The sequence below is a fragment of the Bradyrhizobium sp. Unk1 genome (assembly GCF_059512345.1).
The window spans coordinates 71527-89223 of record NZ_JCAMOP010000014.1; the positions used below are offsets into that span (position 1 = coordinate 71527).

The 17697-nt window shown below is 65.2% G+C and carries 13 protein-coding genes; 11 read left to right on the top strand and 2 right to left on the bottom strand.

Annotation, left to right across the window (positions count from 1 at the left end; all coding sequences use genetic code 11):
- Positions 1 to 198 precede the first annotated feature (198 nt).
- Genes AC5ZFO_RS19510 through cyoD form a run of 4 tightly spaced genes read left to right on the top strand, consistent with a single transcriptional unit; the run spans position 199 to position 4049 of the window.
- The gene (locus AC5ZFO_RS19510) at positions 199 to 1032 is read left to right on the top strand and encodes a cytochrome ubiquinol oxidase subunit II family protein (protein ID WP_282522718.1); all 834 of its coding nucleotides are present in this window, start codon (positions 199 to 201) and stop codon (positions 1030 to 1032) included.
- A complete protein-coding gene (gene cyoB, locus AC5ZFO_RS19515; RefSeq protein ID WP_282522719.1) occupies positions 1022 to 3022 on the top strand; it encodes a cytochrome o ubiquinol oxidase subunit I in 2001 nt (666 codons plus the stop codon). Before AC5ZFO_RS19510 ends, cyoB begins: the two co-directional genes overlap by 11 nt.
- A complete protein-coding gene (locus tag AC5ZFO_RS19520) occupies positions 3022 to 3663 on the top strand; it encodes a cytochrome (ubi)quinol oxidase subunit III (RefSeq protein WP_247307599.1) in 642 nt (213 codons plus the stop codon). The genes cyoB and AC5ZFO_RS19520 overlap by 1 nt, the downstream gene beginning before the upstream one ends.
- Positions 3660 to 4049: a cytochrome o ubiquinol oxidase subunit IV gene (cyoD, locus tag AC5ZFO_RS19525; protein WP_282522720.1), complete on the top strand. Its 390-nt coding sequence runs from the start codon at positions 3660 to 3662 to the stop codon at positions 4047 to 4049. Before AC5ZFO_RS19520 ends, cyoD begins: the two co-directional genes overlap by 4 nt.
- Before the next feature lie 214 nt (positions 4050 to 4263).
- On the opposite strand, the gene AC5ZFO_RS19530 is transcribed toward cyoD, so the two are convergent.
- Complete coding sequence (locus tag AC5ZFO_RS19530) at positions 4264 to 5052, bottom strand: thermonuclease family protein (protein ID WP_282522721.1); 789 nt, start codon at positions 5050 to 5052, stop codon at positions 4264 to 4266.
- Positions 5053 to 5253: 201 nt separating this feature from the next.
- Here AC5ZFO_RS19530 and AC5ZFO_RS19535 point away from each other — a divergent pair, with 201 nt between their 5' ends.
- From AC5ZFO_RS19535 to AC5ZFO_RS19550, 4 genes are all read left to right on the top strand, one after another.
- The gene (locus tag AC5ZFO_RS19535; RefSeq protein WP_496122406.1) at positions 5254 to 6852 is read left to right on the top strand and encodes a GMC family oxidoreductase; all 1599 of its coding nucleotides are present in this window, start codon (positions 5254 to 5256) and stop codon (positions 6850 to 6852) included.
- 7 nt (positions 6853 to 6859) lie between these two features.
- Positions 6860 to 7309 (top strand): hypothetical protein, encoded by a 450-nt coding sequence (locus AC5ZFO_RS19540; protein WP_282522723.1) that lies wholly within the window; start codon positions 6860 to 6862, stop codon positions 7307 to 7309.
- Between the two features lie 105 nt (positions 7310 to 7414).
- Positions 7415 to 8434 carry a S1C family serine protease gene (locus AC5ZFO_RS19545; protein WP_282522724.1) on the top strand — a complete coding sequence of 340 codons (1020 nt, stop codon included), beginning with the start codon at positions 7415 to 7417 and terminating at the stop codon, positions 8432 to 8434.
- Between the two features lie 59 nt (positions 8435 to 8493).
- Positions 8494 to 10224, top strand: coding sequence for an FAD-dependent oxidoreductase (locus AC5ZFO_RS19550; RefSeq protein WP_282522725.1), 1731 nt, complete (start codon positions 8494 to 8496; stop codon positions 10222 to 10224).
- A 140-nt stretch (positions 10225 to 10364) separates the two neighbouring features.
- Here AC5ZFO_RS19550 and AC5ZFO_RS19555 read toward each other — a convergent pair whose 3' ends face one another.
- Positions 10365 to 13841 (bottom strand): indolepyruvate ferredoxin oxidoreductase family protein, encoded by a 3477-nt coding sequence (locus AC5ZFO_RS19555; RefSeq protein ID WP_282522726.1) that lies wholly within the window; start codon positions 13839 to 13841, stop codon positions 10365 to 10367.
- A gap of 164 nt (positions 13842 to 14005) precedes the next feature.
- On the opposite strand from AC5ZFO_RS19555, the gene AC5ZFO_RS19560 reads away from it, so the two are divergent.
- The 3 genes from AC5ZFO_RS19560 to AC5ZFO_RS19570 all read left to right on the top strand — a co-directional run bounded on the left by AC5ZFO_RS19560 (position 14006) and on the right by AC5ZFO_RS19570 (position 17684).
- Entirely contained in the window at positions 14006 to 14959 is a 954-nt protein-coding gene (locus tag AC5ZFO_RS19560) for a hypothetical protein (RefSeq protein WP_496122407.1), read from the top strand.
- Between the two features lie 348 nt (positions 14960 to 15307).
- Complete coding sequence (locus tag AC5ZFO_RS19565; protein ID WP_282522728.1) at positions 15308 to 16006, top strand: cysteine hydrolase family protein; 699 nt, start codon at positions 15308 to 15310, stop codon at positions 16004 to 16006.
- Between the two features lie 10 nt (positions 16007 to 16016).
- Positions 16017 to 17684: a regulator gene (locus AC5ZFO_RS19570; RefSeq protein WP_282522729.1), complete on the top strand. Its 1668-nt coding sequence runs from the start codon at positions 16017 to 16019 to the stop codon at positions 17682 to 17684.
- Positions 17685 to 17697: the final 13 nt, after the last annotated feature.

Below are 17697 nucleotides of genomic sequence, written 5' to 3' on the forward strand. Positions count from 1 at the left end.
AATCGCCCTGACAGGAGAGAAGGCTGGCGGTCCCGCGCAGATGTCATTGACATCGCATGGAATTGCATGCCGCCGGGCGGCACGGCGCGCGATTGAGCGGGCGTATCGCGGAACCGTTCTGCCGAGCTTGCGTTTGTTGCGGGGGCTTTTCCGCGCTAGGCTCTTCCCCGGGGTTTCCCAATCGCCAGTGGCTTGCCGATGAATCTGCTCGATCCACAAGGGCCGGTGGCTGCCGCCAACAGCACCATCCTGGTCGATTCCGTCTTCATCATGCTCGTGATCGTGGTGCCGACCATTTTCGCGATCTTGGCCTTTGCGTTCTGGTTTCGTGCGTCCAATCCGAGAGCACGTTACCAGCCTGACTTCGTCTATTCCGGCCGCGTCGAGATGGTGGTGTGGGCGATCCCCGCGCTCACCGTGATCCTGCTCGGCGGCGTCGCCTGGATCGGCTCGCACCAGCTCGATCCCGCAGCACCCGTGCCGGGCACCGGCAGTCCGGTCCGCATCCAGGCGGTCTCGCTCGACTGGAAATGGCTCTTCATCTATCCGGACCAGCGCATCGCCACCGTCAACACGCTGACGGTGCCGGCCGGCGCCGAGTTGAATTTCCAGCTGACGTCGTCGAGCGTGATGAACGTGTTCTTCATCCCGCAGCTCGGCAGCATGATCTACACCATGAACGGCATGGTGACGAAGCTGAACCTGCGTGCCGACAACGAGGGCAAGTTGCAGGGCCTGTCGGCGCATTTCTCCGGCGACGGCTTTCCCGACATGATGTTCGACGTCAACGTGATCTCGCCGCTCGCCTTCCCGGACTGGGTCGCGACCACGGCGAAGACCGATGCCGTGCTGAACGAGGAGAGCTACACGAAACTGATGCAGCAGGGCATCGAGAAGAACAGGCTGACCTTTCGCCTGGACGATCCCCGGCTGTTCGACCTGATCGCATCCCAGCACATTCCGCCAGGGCCCGGCCCGGAGCTGCTCTCCGATGCCGGCAGGCCGCACAGTGGAGGCCACGATGCTCGGTAAGCTCGATTGGTCGGCGATCCCGTTCGACCAGCCGATCCCTCTGGTCGCGGGCGCCGTAGTGCTGGTTGCGATCCTCGCGGTGCTGATCTGGGTCGTCGTTAAGGGACATCTGCCGTATCTCTGGCACGAGTGGATCACCAGCGTCGACCACAAGCGCATTGGCGTCATGTATATCCTGCTGGCCTCGGTGATGCTGCTGCGCGGCGGCAGCGATGCCATCATGATGCGGCTCCAGCAGGCGGTCGCCTACCAGTCACAAGGCTATCTCCCACCGGAGCACTACAACCAGATCTTCTCGGCGCACGGCACCATCATGATCTTCTTCACGGCGATGCCGTTCGTGATCGGGCTGATGAACCTGATTGTGCCGCTTCAACTCGGCGTGCGCGACGTTGCTTTCCCAACGCTGAATTCGGTCGGCTTCTGGCTGACCGCGACCGGCGCGCTGCTGGTCAATATCTCGCTCGTGGTCGGCGAGTTCGCGCGCACCGGCTGGCTGGCTTTTCCGCCACTGTCGGAACTGTCCTATTCGCCGGGCGTCGGCGTCGACTATTACGCGTGGTCTTTGCAAATCTCCGGCGTCGGCACGCTGGTCGCCGGCATCAATCTAGTGACCACCGTGCTGAAGCTGCGCACCAAGGGCATGAACTATCTGCGCATGCCGATGTTCTGCTGGACCACACTGGCCTCGAACCTCCTCATCGTCGCAGCGTTCCCGATCCTGACTGCCACGCTGGCGATGCTGCTGCTCGACCGTTACCTCGGCTTCCACTTCTTCACCAATGAAGCCGGCGGCAACGTCATGATGTTCATGAACCTGATCTGGGCCTGGGGGCACCCCGAGGTCTATATCCTCGTATTGCCGGCCTTCGGCATCTTCTCCGAGGTGGTGTCGACTTTCTCGGGCAAGGCGCTGTTCGGCTACCGCTCGATGGTGCTCGCGACCATGGCGATCTGCGTCATTTCCTTCATGGTCTGGCTGCACCATTTCTTCACGATGGGCGCCGGTCCCGACGTCAACGCCATCTTCGGCATCGCCAGCATGATCATCGCGATACCGACGGGAGTGAAGATCTACAACTGGCTTTTCACGATGTATGGCGGCCGCATCCGTTTTGCGACGCCGATGCTGTGGGCGGTCGGGTTCATGGTCACCTTCATCATCGGCGGGTTGACGGGTGTGCTGGTCGCGGTGCCGCCGGCCGACTTCATGCTCCACAACAGTATGTTCCTGGTGGCGCACTTCCACAACGTCATCATCGGCGGCGTGCTATTCGGCGCCTTCGCCGGCTTCGAATACTGGTTCCCGAAGGCGTTCGGCTTTCGTCTCGACGAGCGCTGGGGCAAGGCCGCGTTCTGGTTCACCTTCCTCGGCTTCTACGTCACCTTCATTCCGCTCTATGTCGCCGGCATGCTCGGCATGACCCGGCGCATGCAGCACTATGACGTCGCGGCTTGGCGGCCATGGATGTTCGTGGCGGCCGCCGGCATGGCGGTGCTGTCGATCGGCGTGATCTGCCAGATCGTGCAGCTCGTGGTCAGCATCCGCAACCGCGAGGCCCTGCGCGACCGCACCGGCGATCCCTGGGACGGCCGCTCGCTGGAATGGGCGACGTCGTCGCCGCCGCCGGTGTTCAATTTCGCGTTCCATCCCGACGTGCGCGGCGAGGATGCCTATTGGGACATGAAGGCGGCCGCCCAGCAGCAATCGCTCGATCACGCCGCGCCCGAATATCACGACATCGAGATGCCCCGGAATTCACCGACCGGTTTCATCTGCGCGTTCTTCGCCACCATCATGGGCTTCGCGCTGATCTGGCACATCTGGTGGATGGTGATCCTGGGCGGCATCGGCGCATTCGCGACCTTCGTCGTGTTCGCCTGGCGTGACCATGACGAATACGTCATTCCGGCCGCCGAGGTCGCAGCGATAGACCGCATCAATCTCGAGGAACGGCGCAGCCTCGTCAGCATGGCGGGAGCGCTCTGATGTCGATGACGGCGACCGCCGGCCGCGCGCATGCCGACCCCCACCACATCGGGCTCGTCGTCGAGCACCCCGGCCCGGCATCGAAACGCATCGTGACTGCCTACGGCTTCTGGGTCTTCCTGCTCTCCGATATCGTGATGTTCTCCTGCTTCTTCGCGGCCTATGCGGTGCTGTCCGGCCAGACCGCCGGCGGCCCCAGCGGCTCGGAGATCTTCGAGCAGAGGAACGTCGCGATCGAGACGGTCTGCCTGCTGCTGTCGAGCTTCACCTGCGGCATGGCCAGCATTGCCGCCGACGTGCGCAACCGGTTCTGGTTCTATCTCGGCATGACCGTGACCTGCGTGCTCGGACTGATCTTTCTCACCATCGAGTTCCGCGAATTCGCCGACCTCGTCGCACGCGGCTATGGCCCGTCGCGCAGCGCGTTCCTGACCTCGTTCTTCTCGCTGGTCGGATGCCACGGCCTGCACGTCTCCGCCGGCGTGCTCTGGCTGCTCACCATGATGGCCCAGGTGTTCGCAAAGGGCTTTCGTGCCGACGTCTTGCGCCGGATGATGTGCTTTGCGCTGTTCTGGCATGCGCTCGACATCGTCTGGGTCGGGGTCTTCTCCGTCGTCTACCTGCTTGGGAGTGCCGTATGAGCGATCAGATGCATGTGCGGACCGGACACGATCTCGCACCGGGCGAGGAAGAGCAGCACAGCGTCGGCGAGCGGGTGCTCGGCTATGTCGTTGGGCTCGGCCTCGCGCTGGTGCTCACGGCAACCTCGTTCTTCATTGCCGGCACCGACCTGGTCTGGCAGCCGTCCATCCCCGTCGCTCTGATCGTGCTGGCGATCGCGCAGATGGGCGTGCACCTCGTGTTCTTCCTGCACATCACGACGGGGCCTGACAACACCAACAACGTGCTGGCGCTCGCCTTCGGCCTTCTGGTCGTCTTCCTGGTCGTTGGCGGCACCGTCTGGATCATGGGGCATCTGAATGCCAACATGCCGCCGATGGATCAGATCATGCCGATGCGGAAATAGGGCGCACAAAAAAGAAGAGCCGCTTGTTGTGACAAGCGGCCCAAGTCTAGGGAGGAAACGCCCGAGCAAAGCAATCGGACCGAAGCCGGATTGCTGCCAAGGAACGCTCGCGCAAAGCGCTTGCGTACATATTAGATGTAGCAACCCCCGAGAGAGTTCAATTCCGGATCAATACTGTCTCCGGCTACCGCTCACATACCCGTGACGGGCTTCCTCATTTCGGCCGGCGGCAATTGTAGGCCTTGCGGAAGCCGGCGGCCTGCGCGTCGTCCTCCGAGCAGAACCAGCGGTCCGGCTTGGTGGTCGCGGGATAGCTCGGGCAGCCCCTCAAGTGATAGATGCCGATATTGCCGGTGACGCGCGCCCGCACGGCGAGCTTGCCCTTGATGCTGCAACTCGGCGGCATGGTCGGCTCCTCCGGAAAAAGCGCCGCGCGGATTTCCTTGTCGCGGTCGGCGCGGCAGGCGGCGCCGAGCAGCGCGCCGTCCTTCTTGCCCATGCGGAATTCTTGCGGTGCAACAAAGCAACCCTTCCAGATCCCGGCTGACGCGGTTTTGGCATCGGCCGCGGCAGGCTTGACGTTCGCCTTGATCGGCTCGCGGGCGATGGCATAGCCAAGCTTGACCAGCTGCTCGTTCAACGAGACCTTGTCGCCCTCGGCCGTGCAGATCGCCCGGTGCCGTTTGCCGAAACTCTTTTCCGGCCCGACATCGTCACAACGCACGCTGCGTTTGTTGATCAGCTTCGCCAGCTGGTCGCGGGCCTCGATGCCGCAGGTCCAGGGATCGGCGTGATCGTCGATGCAGACCTGGTCCAGCTCGGGCGCGTCGACGCCGTCGAGGCGGTAGGTGACGTCGCCGAGCTGGATCGAATTGGCGTCCCGGATGGTCGCGGCCGCCGTCAGCGCGGAGGCCGGCCCGGAAGAGGTCAGAAACCCGGACAGAGCGAGAAACGAAACAAGCGCGAAGGCGCGGGCGGCGGCAAATGAATTCCTAAAGGACATAACGTCTCGCTATCGATTGCTCTGGCGCCTCGTTCCTAGCATCCGGACGTCGCGATACCAATGGTCTGCGCCCTGCGAAGTGCGACATTCGCGCGCCAGCCTTTACTGACCGGCCGGTCTGCCCCTATCGTTCGGCACGATCAAAAACCTGCGCAGGCCGAATCGCCCTTGAAGCGGCGAGGGCGGGAGGAAGTAGTTTCGATGAAAGACCCCGTGGACGTCCTGATCATCGGCGCCGGCGCTTCAGGTGCCGCGATCGCGTGGTCGCTGGCCGAGACCAAGATGCACATCCTCTGCCTGGAGCAGGGCGGCTGGATGAACCCGGCGGAATATCCCAGCACGGGCCGCGACTGGGAGGCCAAGTTCTACGGCGAGTGGTCGTCGAGCCCGAATGTCCGCGGTCGGCCCGAGGACTATCCGATCAACGACGACAATTCGCCGATCAAGGTCGTCAACTACAACGCGGTCGGCGGCTCGACGGTGATGTACACCGCGCACTGGCCGCGGCTCCATCCCTCCGATTTCAAGGTGAAGACGCTCGACGGCGTCGCCGACGACTGGCCGATCGACTACGACGCGCTGACGCCGTTTTTCGAAGAGAACGATCGCATCATGGGCACGTCCGGGCTATCGGGCGATCCGCTGTCGCCGTTGACGCATCCGCCGATGCCGCAGCAGCCGATGGGATTGTCCGGCGCGATCATCGGCAAGGCCATGAACAAGCTTGGCTGGCACTGGTGGCCGTCGGACACGACGGTCGCGACCACCGACTATGAGGGCCGCGCGCGCTGCATCAATCTCGGCCATTGCACGCCGGCCTGCGCCCAAGGCGCAAAATCCTCGACCGACATTACCTATTGGCCGCAGGCGATCCGTGCCGGCGTCGAGCTGCGCACGTATTGCCGGGTGCGCGAGATCACCACCGACGAGAACGGCATGGCCTCGGGCGTGGTCTATTACGACAAGGACGGCGTCGAGCAGTTCCAGCCGGCGCATGTCGTGATCATCGCCTGCAACGGCGTCGGCACGCCGCGGCTGCTGCTCAACTCGGCATCCAACCGCTTCCCGCACGGTCTTGCCAATTCGTCGGGCCTCGTCGGCAAGAACCTGATGTTCCATCCCTATGCGCAGATCTACGGCTACGTGAAGGAGCCGACCGATAGCAACCGCGCGCCGCCGACCTGCCTGTGGAGCAAGGAGTGGTATGACACCGACCTGTCGCGCGGCTTCGTGCGCGGCTACGGCGTCCAGTTCGTGCGCGGGGCAGGACCGGTGTTCGAGGCCGTCGTCAGCGAACAGAAAGGCATTTTGCCATGGGGCGCGGATCATCACCGCGTCTTCCGCAAGCTCAACGGCCATCGGCTGGGATTCTCCGCGATCTGCGAGGACCTGCCGGAGGAGCACAATCGCGTCACGCTCGATCCCGTCATGAAGGACAGCCACGGCATTCCCGCGCCGAGGATCGACTACACGATCAGCGAGAACAGCCGGAAGATGATGGAGCATGCGCTCGCCCGCGGCCGCGAAGTTCTGGAATTGGCGGGGGCGACCGACATCTGCGTCAACTCGCCGATCCCGTGGGGCGGCTGGCATCTGCTCGGCACCGCGCGGATGGGCACCGACCCCGAACGCTCCGTCGTGAACGAATGGGGCCGCACGCACGACGTGAAAAATCTCTTCATCGTCGACGGCAGCATCTTCGTCACCTCGGGCGGCGTGAATCCGACGTCCACCATCCAGGCCCTCGCGCTCTACATCGCCGACCAGATGAAGCAGCGCCTCGCAAACTTGTTCGACTGAGGCCGTCATGTCCGCAGACAATCAACTCACGCGCGTCCAATGCAACGACCTCCGCACCATCGCAGCGATGATCGTGCCCGCCAGCGACGAGTACAAGGTGCCCGGCGCCGACGACCCCGCGATCCAGACCGATGTTCTGACGACGCTGGGCCGCGACACCAAATTGGTGGCGGCGGCGCTGGATCATCTGGCCCGGCTCGCACGGCAACCGCTCGCCGAGCTCGATGCCGCCAGGCGCGATGCGGTGGCGCAGGAGTTTCGGAGTTCCGGCGGTGCGGCTGCCGCAACGCTCGTCCGCGTCGTCCTGCAATGCTACTACCGTGACGACCGGGTGCTGCGCTCGCTCGGGCTCGAGCTGCGCGCGCCGTTCCCCAAGGGCTACGTGCTCCCGGACGGCGACTGGTCGCTGCTCGATCCGGTCAAGGCGAGGGCGGGCACGCTGCGGCGCGCGCCCTAGCCACCTTGGTAGTCAAGCGCTGGCAGCCCAGCCTTGCGCCCCAGGCGGGCCACTTGCGCTGGCAGGAACAGGCCACCATCTGTGTGAGCCTCAAGGACTCTTGCCATGTTGGATTTTACCTCAGACATCGTCGATGACGCCGCGTCATCGCGAGCGACTGCGTCTGCTCCGGTCGATGACCGGGCCCTGCTGGACGCCTATTCCAACGCCGTGATCGACGTGACCGACCGTGTCGGTCCCGCCGTCGTGCGCGTCGAGACCGGGCCAAAGGTGCCGAACAGCCGCGAGCGCGGCGGGCTCGGCTCCGGCATCGTGATCTCGCCGGACGGGCTGGTTCTCACCAACAGCCATGTGGTCGGTTCCTCCAAGGAGATCCGGCTGCGGGACGTCGAGGGTAACGTCGGTGAGGCCCGGGTGCTCGGCGTCGACCCCGACACCGATCTGGCGCTGCTGCGCGCCAACGGCGTCCGCGACTTGCCCTATGCAGCGCTCGGCAACTCCAAGACCCTGCGGCGCGGCCAGCTCGTGATCGCGATCGGCAATCCGCTCGGCTTCGAGTCGACCGTGACCGCCGGCGTGGTCTCGGCGCTGGGGCGCTCGATCCGCTCGGTGAGCGGCCGCACCATCGAGGACGTGATCCAGACCGATGCCGCGCTCAACCCCGGCAATTCCGGCGGGCCGCTGGTGTCGTCGAATGCCGAGGTGATCGGCATCAACACCGCCATCATCAACGGCGCGCAAGGCATCTGCTTCGCGGTTGCCAGCAACACCGCGCAGTTCGTGCTGTCGGAGATCATCCGCCACGGCTATGTCCGCCGCGCCTATATCGGCGTCGCCGGGCAGACTGCACCGGTGCCACGGCGGCACGCGGTGCTGGCCGGTGTCGACAACAAGATGGGCGCGCTCTTGATGCAGATCGAGCCCGACGGACCGGCGGCGAAGGCGGGCCTGTTGCCCGGCGACGTCGTCATCAAGCTCGACGGCGTCGATATCAACGGCGTCGACGATCTGATCCGCGTGCTCGACCGCGACCGGATCGGTCACCGGCTCGCCATGGACGTGCTGCGGCTCGGCCGCCTGCGGGCGATCGATATCGACCCGATCGAACGCAAGCCGGCGCGCTAGCGTTGGTGCCTCCGGGCGAGGTATGACGGTGTCATGCCTCGTTCCCGGACCCTTGCCGCATGATGCCGGCGCATGAGACCTACGATGTCATTGTCGTCGGCGCCGGTGCCGGTGGCATGACGGCTGCGGCCGTTGCCGCCGCTGAAGGCTTGCGCGTGCTGGTGATCGAGAAGACGGCGTTCGTCGGCGGCACCACCGCCTGGTGCGACGGCATGGTCTGGATCCCCGCCAATCCCAAGATGAAGGACGTAGGGCTGTCCGACAGCATCACGGACGCGGTCCGGTATCTGTCGAGCACCGTGCCGGAGCCTGCCAATGCCGGCTTGCGCGCCGCCTTCCTCGCGCGCGGGCCGGAGGCGGTCGCCTATCTCGAAGCCAACACCGAGGTTCGCCTCGAGCCGGTGAAAGCCTGTCCGGACTGTTATCCGGAGCGGCTGGGCGCGACATCAGGCGGGCGCGTGCTCGAGCCGGTCGCTTTCGACGGCACCCGGCTCGGCGCGCATTTCGCGCGGCTGCGCGCGCCGCTGCCGGAGTTCACGATGTTGGGCGGGATGATGGTCAATGGCCTCGACATCCCGCATCTGCGCCGGGCCGGAAAATCGCTGCGTTCGACCCTGCGCGCGGCGCGGCTGGTTTCCGAGTACGCGTTGCAGCGGCTGCGCAATCGGCGCGGTACGACGCTGCATCTCGGCAATGCGCTCGCGGCGCGGCTCTATGCCTCGCTGCTGGCGCGTCAGGTCGAGATTCTCTTCTGCGCCGATGTCGAAGACTTGTCGATGCAGGGCGATCGCGTCGGCGGCGTTGTCATCCGCCACGGCTCCCGTGACCGCCTGATCGCCGCGCGCCGCGGCGTGGTGGTTGCTACCGGCGGCTTTTCGCACGACGCTGTGTTGCGCAAACGCTTCTTCCCGGCCGCGGCCGGTTTCGTCTCGGCGGCCAGCACCGCTGTCACGGGCGACGGGCTCCGGCTTGCAACCACGGCCGGTGCCGCGCTCAACACGGAGGCGACGAGCCCGGCCTATTGGGTGCCGGCCTCGCTGTTCCGTCGCGCCGATGGCAGCCGTGGCGTTTTTCCACATACGGTGACGGACCGCGCCAAGCCCGGCGTGATCGCCATCAACGCGGCCGGCCGTCGCTTCGTCAACGAGGCGCAGTCCCACCATGAGTTCGTGCTGGCGATGTTGCGCGACAGCAATGGCGAGCCGGATCGGCCGTTTTATCTCGTCTGCGACCGTCGGTTCCTGTGGAGCTATGGCCTCGGTCGCATCAAGCCGTTTACGCTCAACCTCCGGCGCCATGTGGCGAGCGGCGAGTTGCTCAAGGCTCCCGACATCGCGCAGCTCGCGGCCAAGATCGGCGTCGATCCGTCCGTGCTCACGACGACGATCGCAGGTTACAACGTTGATGCGAAGCAGGGCCGCGATCCCGAATTCGGTCGCGGCAGCACCATCTATCAGCGCCACCTCGGCGAAGCCACGCACAAGCCCAATCCCTGCGTCGCGCCGATCCTCCGCGCGCCGTTCTTCGCGATGCGCATCCATCCGGCCGATCTCGGCACCGCCATCGGCATGAAAGTGGATGCCCAGGCCCGCGTGCTGCGCGAGGACAGTACGCCGGTCGCGGGGCTCTACGCCTGCGGCAACGACATGGGGTCGATCATGAACGGCAATTATCCGGGACCGGGCATCACGCTGGGGCCGGCGCTGACGTTCGGGTATATCGCGGGGCGGCATCTGGCGGAGGGGAGTGTGATGACAGCGACGTCTGCGGTTGCAGGGACTCCCGTCTAACCATCTCCACCGCTGTCATTCCCCGCGAAGGCGGGGAATCCAGTACGCCGGGGCCTATCGATTGAGCCACAACCGTCTCGGAGTACTGGATCGCCCGGTCGAGCCGGGCGATGACACCGGGAACGTGCACCCGCCTTCTCCTACTCCGCAGCCGCGGCAAAGCGGCTGTTCTCCAGCTCGGCCTCCAGCCGGGCTGTCTCGGCCGCCGCCAGCTTGATGTTGGCTTCCTTGACGTGGCCGAAGCCGCGGATCGTCTCGGGCACGCGGGCGAGCCGCGCCAGCAGCGGGATCTGCTCCGCCTTCAGCCCAGCCATCCGCTGGTCGATCATGACGAGATAATCCGCGACCAGCCTCCGCTCGGTCCGGCGCTCCTCGGTGCGGCCGAACGGGTCGAACGCGCCGCCGCGCAGGACCTTCAGCTTGGCGAGTAGGCGGAAGGCGTGGATCATCCAGCCGCCGAACTCCTTCTTCTGAAGGTGTCCGGTCGTCTTGTCGCGCTGCGCGAAGATCGGCGGGGCGAGGTGGTATTTCAGCGTGAAGTCGCCGTCGAACTTCTCCGACACCTTCTTGGCAAAGCTGCCGTCGGTATAGAGCCGCGCCACCTCGTACTCGTCCTTGTAGGCCATCAGCTTGAACAGGTTCTTCGCGACCACCTCGGTCAGCTCGGTGGACGCGGGCGAGGCGGCCCTTTCCGCCTTGCGCACCTTGGCGACGGCCGTGCGGTAGCGGTCGGCGTAGGCCTTGTCCTGATAGCCGGTCAGAAACTCCGCGCGGGTCGCGATCACGTCGTCGAGCGACTTCGTCGGCGCGGAAGCGCGGCTCTTGAACTGGAGGACGCTGCGCACGCGCGACATGTCGTGGGCGGCCAGCCGTCCCCAGGTGAAGGCGAGCTTGTTCATCTCGATCGCGGCGCCGTTGATCTCGATGGCGCGGAGAAGGGCCCCCAGCGACAGCGGGATCGCGCCCTTCTGGAAGGCGAAGCCGAGCATGAAGGGATTGGTCGCGATCGAGTCGCCCATCAGGGCCGAGGCAATGCCTGTCGCGTCGATGATGTCGAGGTTCTTGTCGCCGACGGCGTCACGCAGCACGGTCTGCATCGTGCCCATCTCGAAGTCGAGATCGGGATTTTGCACGAAGCTCGCGGTCGGTTGCAGGTCGGCATTGATGTAGGCTTTGGTCACACCGCGTTCGGCACGGCTGAGCGCGGAGGGACCTGCCGAGACGATCATGTCGCAGCCGAGAATGACGTCGGCGCCGCCGGTGGTGATGCGGACGGCAGAGATGTCCTCCGGCCTCTGTGCGATGCGCACATGGCTCATCACCGCGCCGTTCTTCTGCGACAGGCCGGTGAAGTCGAGCGCTGAGCAGCCGCGGCCGTCGACATGGGCGGCCATGCCGAGCAGCGCGCCGATGGTGATGACGCCGGTGCCGCCGATGCCGGTGACGAGGATGTTGTACGGCGCCTCGAGCTCGCGGGCAGGAGGCAGCGGCAGGTCGGCGAACAACTGTCCGGAATCGACCGCCGACGTCTTCATCCGCTTCAGGCTGCCGCCATGCACGGTGACAAAGCTCGGGCAAAAACCTTCGACGCAGGAAAAATCCTTGTTGCAGTTCGACTGGTCGATCTGGCGCTTGCGGCCGAACTCGGTCTCCAGCGGCTGCACCGAGACGCAGTTGGAGGCCTGCGAGCAATCGCCGCAGCCTTCGCAGACGAGCTCGTTGATGAAGGCGCGCTTGGCGGGATCGGGATAGAGCCCGCGCTTGCGGCGGCGGCGCTTTTCGGCGGCGCAGGTCTGGTCGTAGATCACGACCGTGAGGCCCTTGATGTCACGCAGCTCGCGCTGCACGGCATCGAGCTCGCGGCGGTGATGGATGGTCGCGCCTTGCGGGAAGTAGTTTCCTTGCGGGTACTTGCTCGGGTCGTCGGAGACGATCGCGAGGCGCTTGACACCCTCGGCCCAGACCTGATGCGCAATCTGCGCGACGTTGAAGGCGCCTTCGGCCGGCTGGCCGCCGGTCATCGCGACCGCGTCGTTGTAGAGGATCTTGTAGGTGATGTTGATGCCGGCGGCGGAAGCCGCGCGAAGGGCGAGAAGTCCGGAATGGGTGTAGGTACCGTCGCCGAGGTTCTGAAAAATGTGCTTCTCGGTGGTGAAGGGCGACTGGCCGATCCAGTTCACGCCCTCGGCGCCCATATGCGAGATCAGATCGGTGCGGCGGGTCGGCATGCTCAGGGCCATGCCGTGGCAGCCGATGCCGGCCATGGCGCGGCTTCCCTCGGGCACGCGCGTCGAGGAGTTGTGCGGGCAGCCCGAGCAGAAGAATGGCGTGCGCGCGAGCTTGATCTGCGTGCTTGATGTGACGGGATTGTCGAAGGCCTCGAGCCGCGCGAGGCGCTGCTCCAGCACCGGGCTGTGATGGCCGAGCTTTCGCAAGCGCGCCACCAGCGCGCCCGCGACGATGGTCGGCGTCAGTTCGCCTTCGCTCGGCAACAGCGGCGCGCCGCGCTCGTCGCGCTTGCCGGTGACGGTCGGCCGCCTCGACGCATCGATGTTGTAGAGGATGCGCATCAGCTGGTCTTCGATGAAGCCGCGCTTCTCCTCGACCACCAGCACGTCCTGAAGACCTTCGGCGAAACGTTTGGCGCCGCTCTCTTCCAGCGGCCAGGTCAGTGCGACCTTGTAGATACGAAGGCCGAGATCCTGCGCGTCCTTGTCGGTGATGCCCAAATCGGCCAGCGCCTGGCGCAGATCGAGATAGGCCTTGCCGGTCGCGACGATGCCGAGCCGGGCGGGCTTTGAATCGAGCACGATACGGTCGAGCTGGTTGGCGCGGGCAAAGGCCTGCACGGCGGCCATCTTCGGGCCGAACAGACGTCTCTCGGCGTCCAGCGGCGGATCGGGCCAGCGGATGTTGAGGCCGCCGGGCGGCATCTCGAAATCGTCGGGCAGCTTGATCCGGATGCGCTCTGGATCGCTGTCGATTGAGGCCGAGCTTTCCACTGTCTCGCTGATCGCCTTGAAGCCGACCCAGCAGCCTGAGAAGCGCGACAGCGCAAAGCCATAGAGGCCGAGGTCGAGATAGTCCTGGAGCGTCGCCGGATTGATCACGGGGATCAGCGCCGCCGCGAACACCTGCTCGCTCTGATGCGCCAGCGTCGAGGACTGGCAGCCATGGTCGTCGCCGGCAAGCGCGAGCACGCCGCCGTTGAGCGAGGTGCCGGCCGCATTCGCATGTTTGAGCGCGTCGACCGAGCGGTCGACGCCCGGGCCCTTGCCGTACCAGATGCCGAACACGCCATCGACCTTGGCGCCGGGGAACAGGCCGACCTGCTGGCTGCCCCAGACGGCGGTCGCAGCCAGGTCCTCGTTCAGGCCGGGGACGAAGGCGATGTCGTGCTGCTGGAGGTGCGACTTCGCGCGCCACAGCGCGTGGTCGTACATGCCGAGCGGGGAACCGCGATAGCCCGAGATGAAGCCGCCGGTGTTGAGGCCCTGGAGCCGGTCGCGTTCGCGCTGCAACATGGGCAACCGAACCAGCGCCTGCGTGCCGGACAGGAAGATCCGCTTCGATTCGAGCCGGTATTTGTCGTCCAGCTCGACCTGCATCAGCGTCATTTCAGGAGTCCTCGTCTCTCGTTCGGCGTGGGGGTTTGCGCTGCGGGAGGGAGTGCGGCGGCGCGACGCGAATTGTGACAGTCAAGAGCATGGGCCGGCGAAGTCAATACGGCTAGCCGCATCCGTGGCGCTCCTGCTAGTCATGGCTGCCTGTGGAGGACACCATGGCTGCAAACGCATTCGACACCGAGATGACAGAGACGCCCGAGGCGCTGATTGGCCCGTGGCGCCAGCCGCGCCAGATGCTGCACGCGCAAGTCTACGACGCGCACGCCTCGATCCACGACGATGCCACCGCGCAGAAGCTCGGCTTCAAGGGCGGCACCATCGAAGGCCCGACGCATTTCAGCCAGTTCGCCCCGCTCGGCGCGCGGCTGTGGGGGCAGGCCTGGTTCGAAAGCGGTTGCCTGTCCGCGCATTACCGCAACGCCTGCTTCGAAGGCGAGGAGGTGCAGGCGATGCTGTCGAAGCCGCTGCCCGGCACGAGCCAGTGCCAGATCCAGATGGTCAAGCGCGACGGCACCGAGGTGCTGCGGGGCACGGCCTCGGTCGGCGAACCGCACGCGGCGACCGCGCTCGAGGCGCGCCTCACCGAGCTCAAGCCACTCACCGATCCCGTGATCCTGCGCGACGTGAAGGTGGCGCAGACCACCAGGCGGCAGGCGGTACGGATGGCGTTCGACCAGAACATGGGCGACCTCTATCCGTTCTCCCTGAGGCAGAAGCTCGCCGTCATCACCGAGAACTCGCCGTATTATTCCGGCGCCGACAATCCGTGGGGCAGCGCGATCATCCCGATGGAGATGTTGAGCGTACTCCTCCAGTACCGCTCCAAGGACGATCCGTTGCCGGCGAAGGGGCCGGCGGTCGGCCTGTTCGCGGACCAGGAGATCAGGCTGATCAAGGGACCGCTCTTCGTCGATGAGGCATACGAAGTCGAGCGTGAGGTCGTCGCGCTCTCCGGCAGCCGCCGCACCGAGAGCGCCTGGATCAAGACGCGGGTGTTCGACAAGGCGGGCGCGGTGGTGGCCACCATGCTGCTCAACATGGCGACGCTGAAGGATTCGTATGCGCCGTATGAGATGGAGTATCGGCAGCTGTACGGCGCGGGGCGGTAGGGGCAAGGCGTCGCCACACACTCCCTCGTCATTCCGGGGCGCGCGTCGCGCGAGCTATGATGCGCAATTGCGCATCAGAGAATCCATTTCACCTCGCGTGCTGCAGCCCCATGGATTCCGGGCTCGACGCTTCGCGTCGCCCCGGAATGACGACGGAGAGCGCTCATCCTTTAAGCAAATGCACGTCGCAAAGTCGTCGCACAGCGAATAAGCAGGCGCGTGCTTTTCCGATAACATTCTGACAGCGCAGCAAATTTCCTCGCGCGGTCCTCCCGATCTCAATTGTACACAATGGCACGGCGTTTGCAGAACTCCTGGCGAAGAGAGTTCTCGCGGGGGCCTTGAGTCATGTTGAACTCGACCAAGCCGACACTGGGCGTCATCAGCGCCGAGCCCGAGCCGATCAGGCTCGACTGGCCTGCCACCGCGCTTCTCATCATCGACATGCAGCGGGATTTCATGGAGCCGGGCGGCTTCGGCGAGACGCTGGGCAACGATGTCAGCCAGCTCGCGCGCGCGGTGAAGCCGATCGGCGCGGTGCTGAAGGCGGCGCGTGACACCGGCATGCTGGTGATCCACACGCGCGAGGGCCATCTGCCCGATCTCTCCGATGCGCCGCCCGCAAAGGTCGAGCGCGGCGCGCCGTCCTTGCGTATCGGCGATCCCGGTCCGATGGGCCGCATCCTCATTCGCGGCGAAGCCGGCCACGACATCATTCCCGAGCTCTATCCGCTCGACAGCGAGGTGGTGATCGACAAGCCCGGCAAGGGCGCGTTCTACGCCACCGAGCTCACGGACGTGCTGGAGAAATACGGCATCGAGAATCTTCTGGTGTGCGGCGTCACCACGGAAGTGTGCGTCAACACGACCGTTCGCGAGGCCAATGACCGCGGCTATCGCTGCGTCGTCATCGCGGACGGCTGCGCATCCTACTTCCCGGAATTTCACGAGATGGGCCTGAAGATGATCAAGGCCCAGGGCGGCATCTTCGGCTGGGTCGCGGACTCAGCCGCAGTACTGGAGGCAATGAAGACTTCGACCACATAGGGGTAACATCATGAGCACATTGACGGGGACGGCCGGCAGTTCTGATCTGAGCAAGTCCGAGTTCAAGCCGGCACTATGGACATCGGGCGACTGGAACGCGTTCTTCGGCTTCGGCACCAACATCCTCGTCAACATGCTGGTGCTCACGGGCCTGCTGCGCTTCGTCCTGAAGATGCCGGATAGTCTCGTGTTCGGCCGCATCCTGCCCGCGCTCGGGCTGATGATGTGCCTCTCCACCTTCTACTACGCGTATCTCGCCTATCGGCTGGCGCAGAAGACCGGCCGCAACGATGTCTGCGCACTGCCTTCGGGCGTCAGCGTGCCGCACATGTTCATCGTCACCTTCGTGATCATGCTGCCGATCACGATCAAGACCGGTGATCCGCTCAAGGGCTGGTCGGCCGGCCTCGTCTGGGTGTTCTTCCAGAGCTTCATCCTGATGATCGGCGGCTTCATCGCACCGTTCATCCGCAAGATCACGCCGCGCGCCGCGCTGCTCGGCACGCTCGCCGGCGTCTCCGTCACCTTCATCTCGATGCGCCCTGCGTTGGAGATGTACATGACGCCGCAGATTGGTCTGGTCTGCTTCGCCATCATCCTGGTGAGCTGGTTCGGCGGCGTGAAATACTGGCGCGGCATTCCTGCCGGCCTCGTCGCCATCGCGGTCGGCATGGTCATCGCCTGGGGCTCGAACCTGTTCGGCCTCGGCCTCGGTGGGTTGAGCGTCGCGGGCGTCGGCGCAGCGTTTGCCAATTTCGGCTTCTCGGTGCCGATCCCGGCGGTGGGCTACGTCTTCTCCGGCTTCGAATTCCTCGGCATCATCCTCGTCACCGCCATTCCGTTCGGCATCTACGACCTCGTCGAGGCCATGGACAATGTCGAGAGCGCGGAAGCGGCCGGCGACGAATATCCGACCACGCGGGTGCTCACCGCCGACGGCGTCGTCAGCCTGATCGGCTGCCTGATGGGCAACCCCTTCATCAACGCCGTCTATATCGGGCATCCCGGCTGGAAGGCGATGGGCGGCCGCATCGGCTATTCGGCTGCGACCGGCATCATGGTGGTGGTGCTGGCCTGGTTCGGCATCATCTCGGTGCTGCTGGCGCTCGTGCCTGTGGTCGCGATCTCGCCGATCCTGCTCTATATCGGCATGCTGATCGGCGCACAGGCGTTCCAGACCACGCCGGTCAAGCACGCGCCTGCGATCGTGCTGGCTCTGACCCCGCATCTTGCCGCCTGGGCCAAGCTCCAGATCGACACGATGCTCGGCTCGACCATGACGGCGGCGGCGACCGTCGGCGGCATGGCCGCCGACAAGGCCGACGCGGTCAAGGCGGCCGCGATTGCAGCACTGCCGCAGCAGGGCGTGTTCTATCACGGCCTCGAGGTGATGGGCGGCGGCTCCATCCTCGGCGGCCTCATCCTCGGCGCGATCGGCGTCTTCATCATCGAGCGCGACTTCGAGAAGGCCTCGGCCTTCGCGCTGGTCGGTGCTGTGCTCACTTACTTCGGCTTCATGCATGGCGAAGCCGTCGGTATCGGCGGTGGCTTCGGCGTCACGCCCGCGGTGGCGTTCGCTTATGCCGTGATGGCGGCGGGACTGTTCGCGGCCAGCAAGCTCGGCGCCACCGAGCACTATGCCGCGCATCCGGAGATGCACGCCGCGCCTGCGGAGTAGGTCTTGGAAAACA

Excerpts from the sequence above, each read along its gene's own strand:
- AC5ZFO_RS19565 (WP_282522728.1), top strand. The coding sequence starts at position 15,308 with ATGTTGAACTCGACCAAGCCGACACTGGGCGTCATCAGCGCCGAGCCC.
- AC5ZFO_RS19550 (WP_282522725.1), top strand. The coding sequence starts at position 8,494 with ATGATGCCGGCGCATGAGACCTACGATGTCATTGTCGTCGGCGCCGGT.
- AC5ZFO_RS19510 (WP_282522718.1), top strand. The coding sequence starts at position 199 with ATGAATCTGCTCGATCCACAAGGGCCGGTGGCTGCCGCCAACAGCACC.
- AC5ZFO_RS19520 (WP_247307599.1), top strand. The coding sequence starts at position 3,022 with ATGTCGATGACGGCGACCGCCGGCCGCGCGCATGCCGACCCCCACCAC.
- AC5ZFO_RS19530 (WP_282522721.1), bottom strand. The coding sequence starts at position 5,052 with ATGTCCTTTAGGAATTCATTTGCCGCCGCCCGCGCCTTCGCGCTTGTT.
- cyoD (WP_282522720.1), top strand. The coding sequence starts at position 3,660 with ATGAGCGATCAGATGCATGTGCGGACCGGACACGATCTCGCACCGGGC.
- AC5ZFO_RS19540 (WP_282522723.1), top strand. The coding sequence starts at position 6,860 with ATGTCCGCAGACAATCAACTCACGCGCGTCCAATGCAACGACCTCCGC.
- AC5ZFO_RS19535 (WP_496122406.1), top strand. The coding sequence starts at position 5,254 with ATGAAAGACCCCGTGGACGTCCTGATCATCGGCGCCGGCGCTTCAGGT.
- AC5ZFO_RS19545 (WP_282522724.1), top strand. The coding sequence starts at position 7,415 with ATGTTGGATTTTACCTCAGACATCGTCGATGACGCCGCGTCATCGCGA.
- AC5ZFO_RS19560 (WP_496122407.1), top strand. The coding sequence starts at position 14,006 with ATGGCTGCAAACGCATTCGACACCGAGATGACAGAGACGCCCGAGGCG.
- cyoB (WP_282522719.1), top strand. The coding sequence starts at position 1,022 with ATGCTCGGTAAGCTCGATTGGTCGGCGATCCCGTTCGACCAGCCGATC.
- AC5ZFO_RS19570 (WP_282522729.1), top strand. The coding sequence starts at position 16,017 with ATGAGCACATTGACGGGGACGGCCGGCAGTTCTGATCTGAGCAAGTCC.
- AC5ZFO_RS19555 (WP_282522726.1), bottom strand. The coding sequence starts at position 13,841 with ATGACGCTGATGCAGGTCGAGCTGGACGACAAATACCGGCTCGAATCG.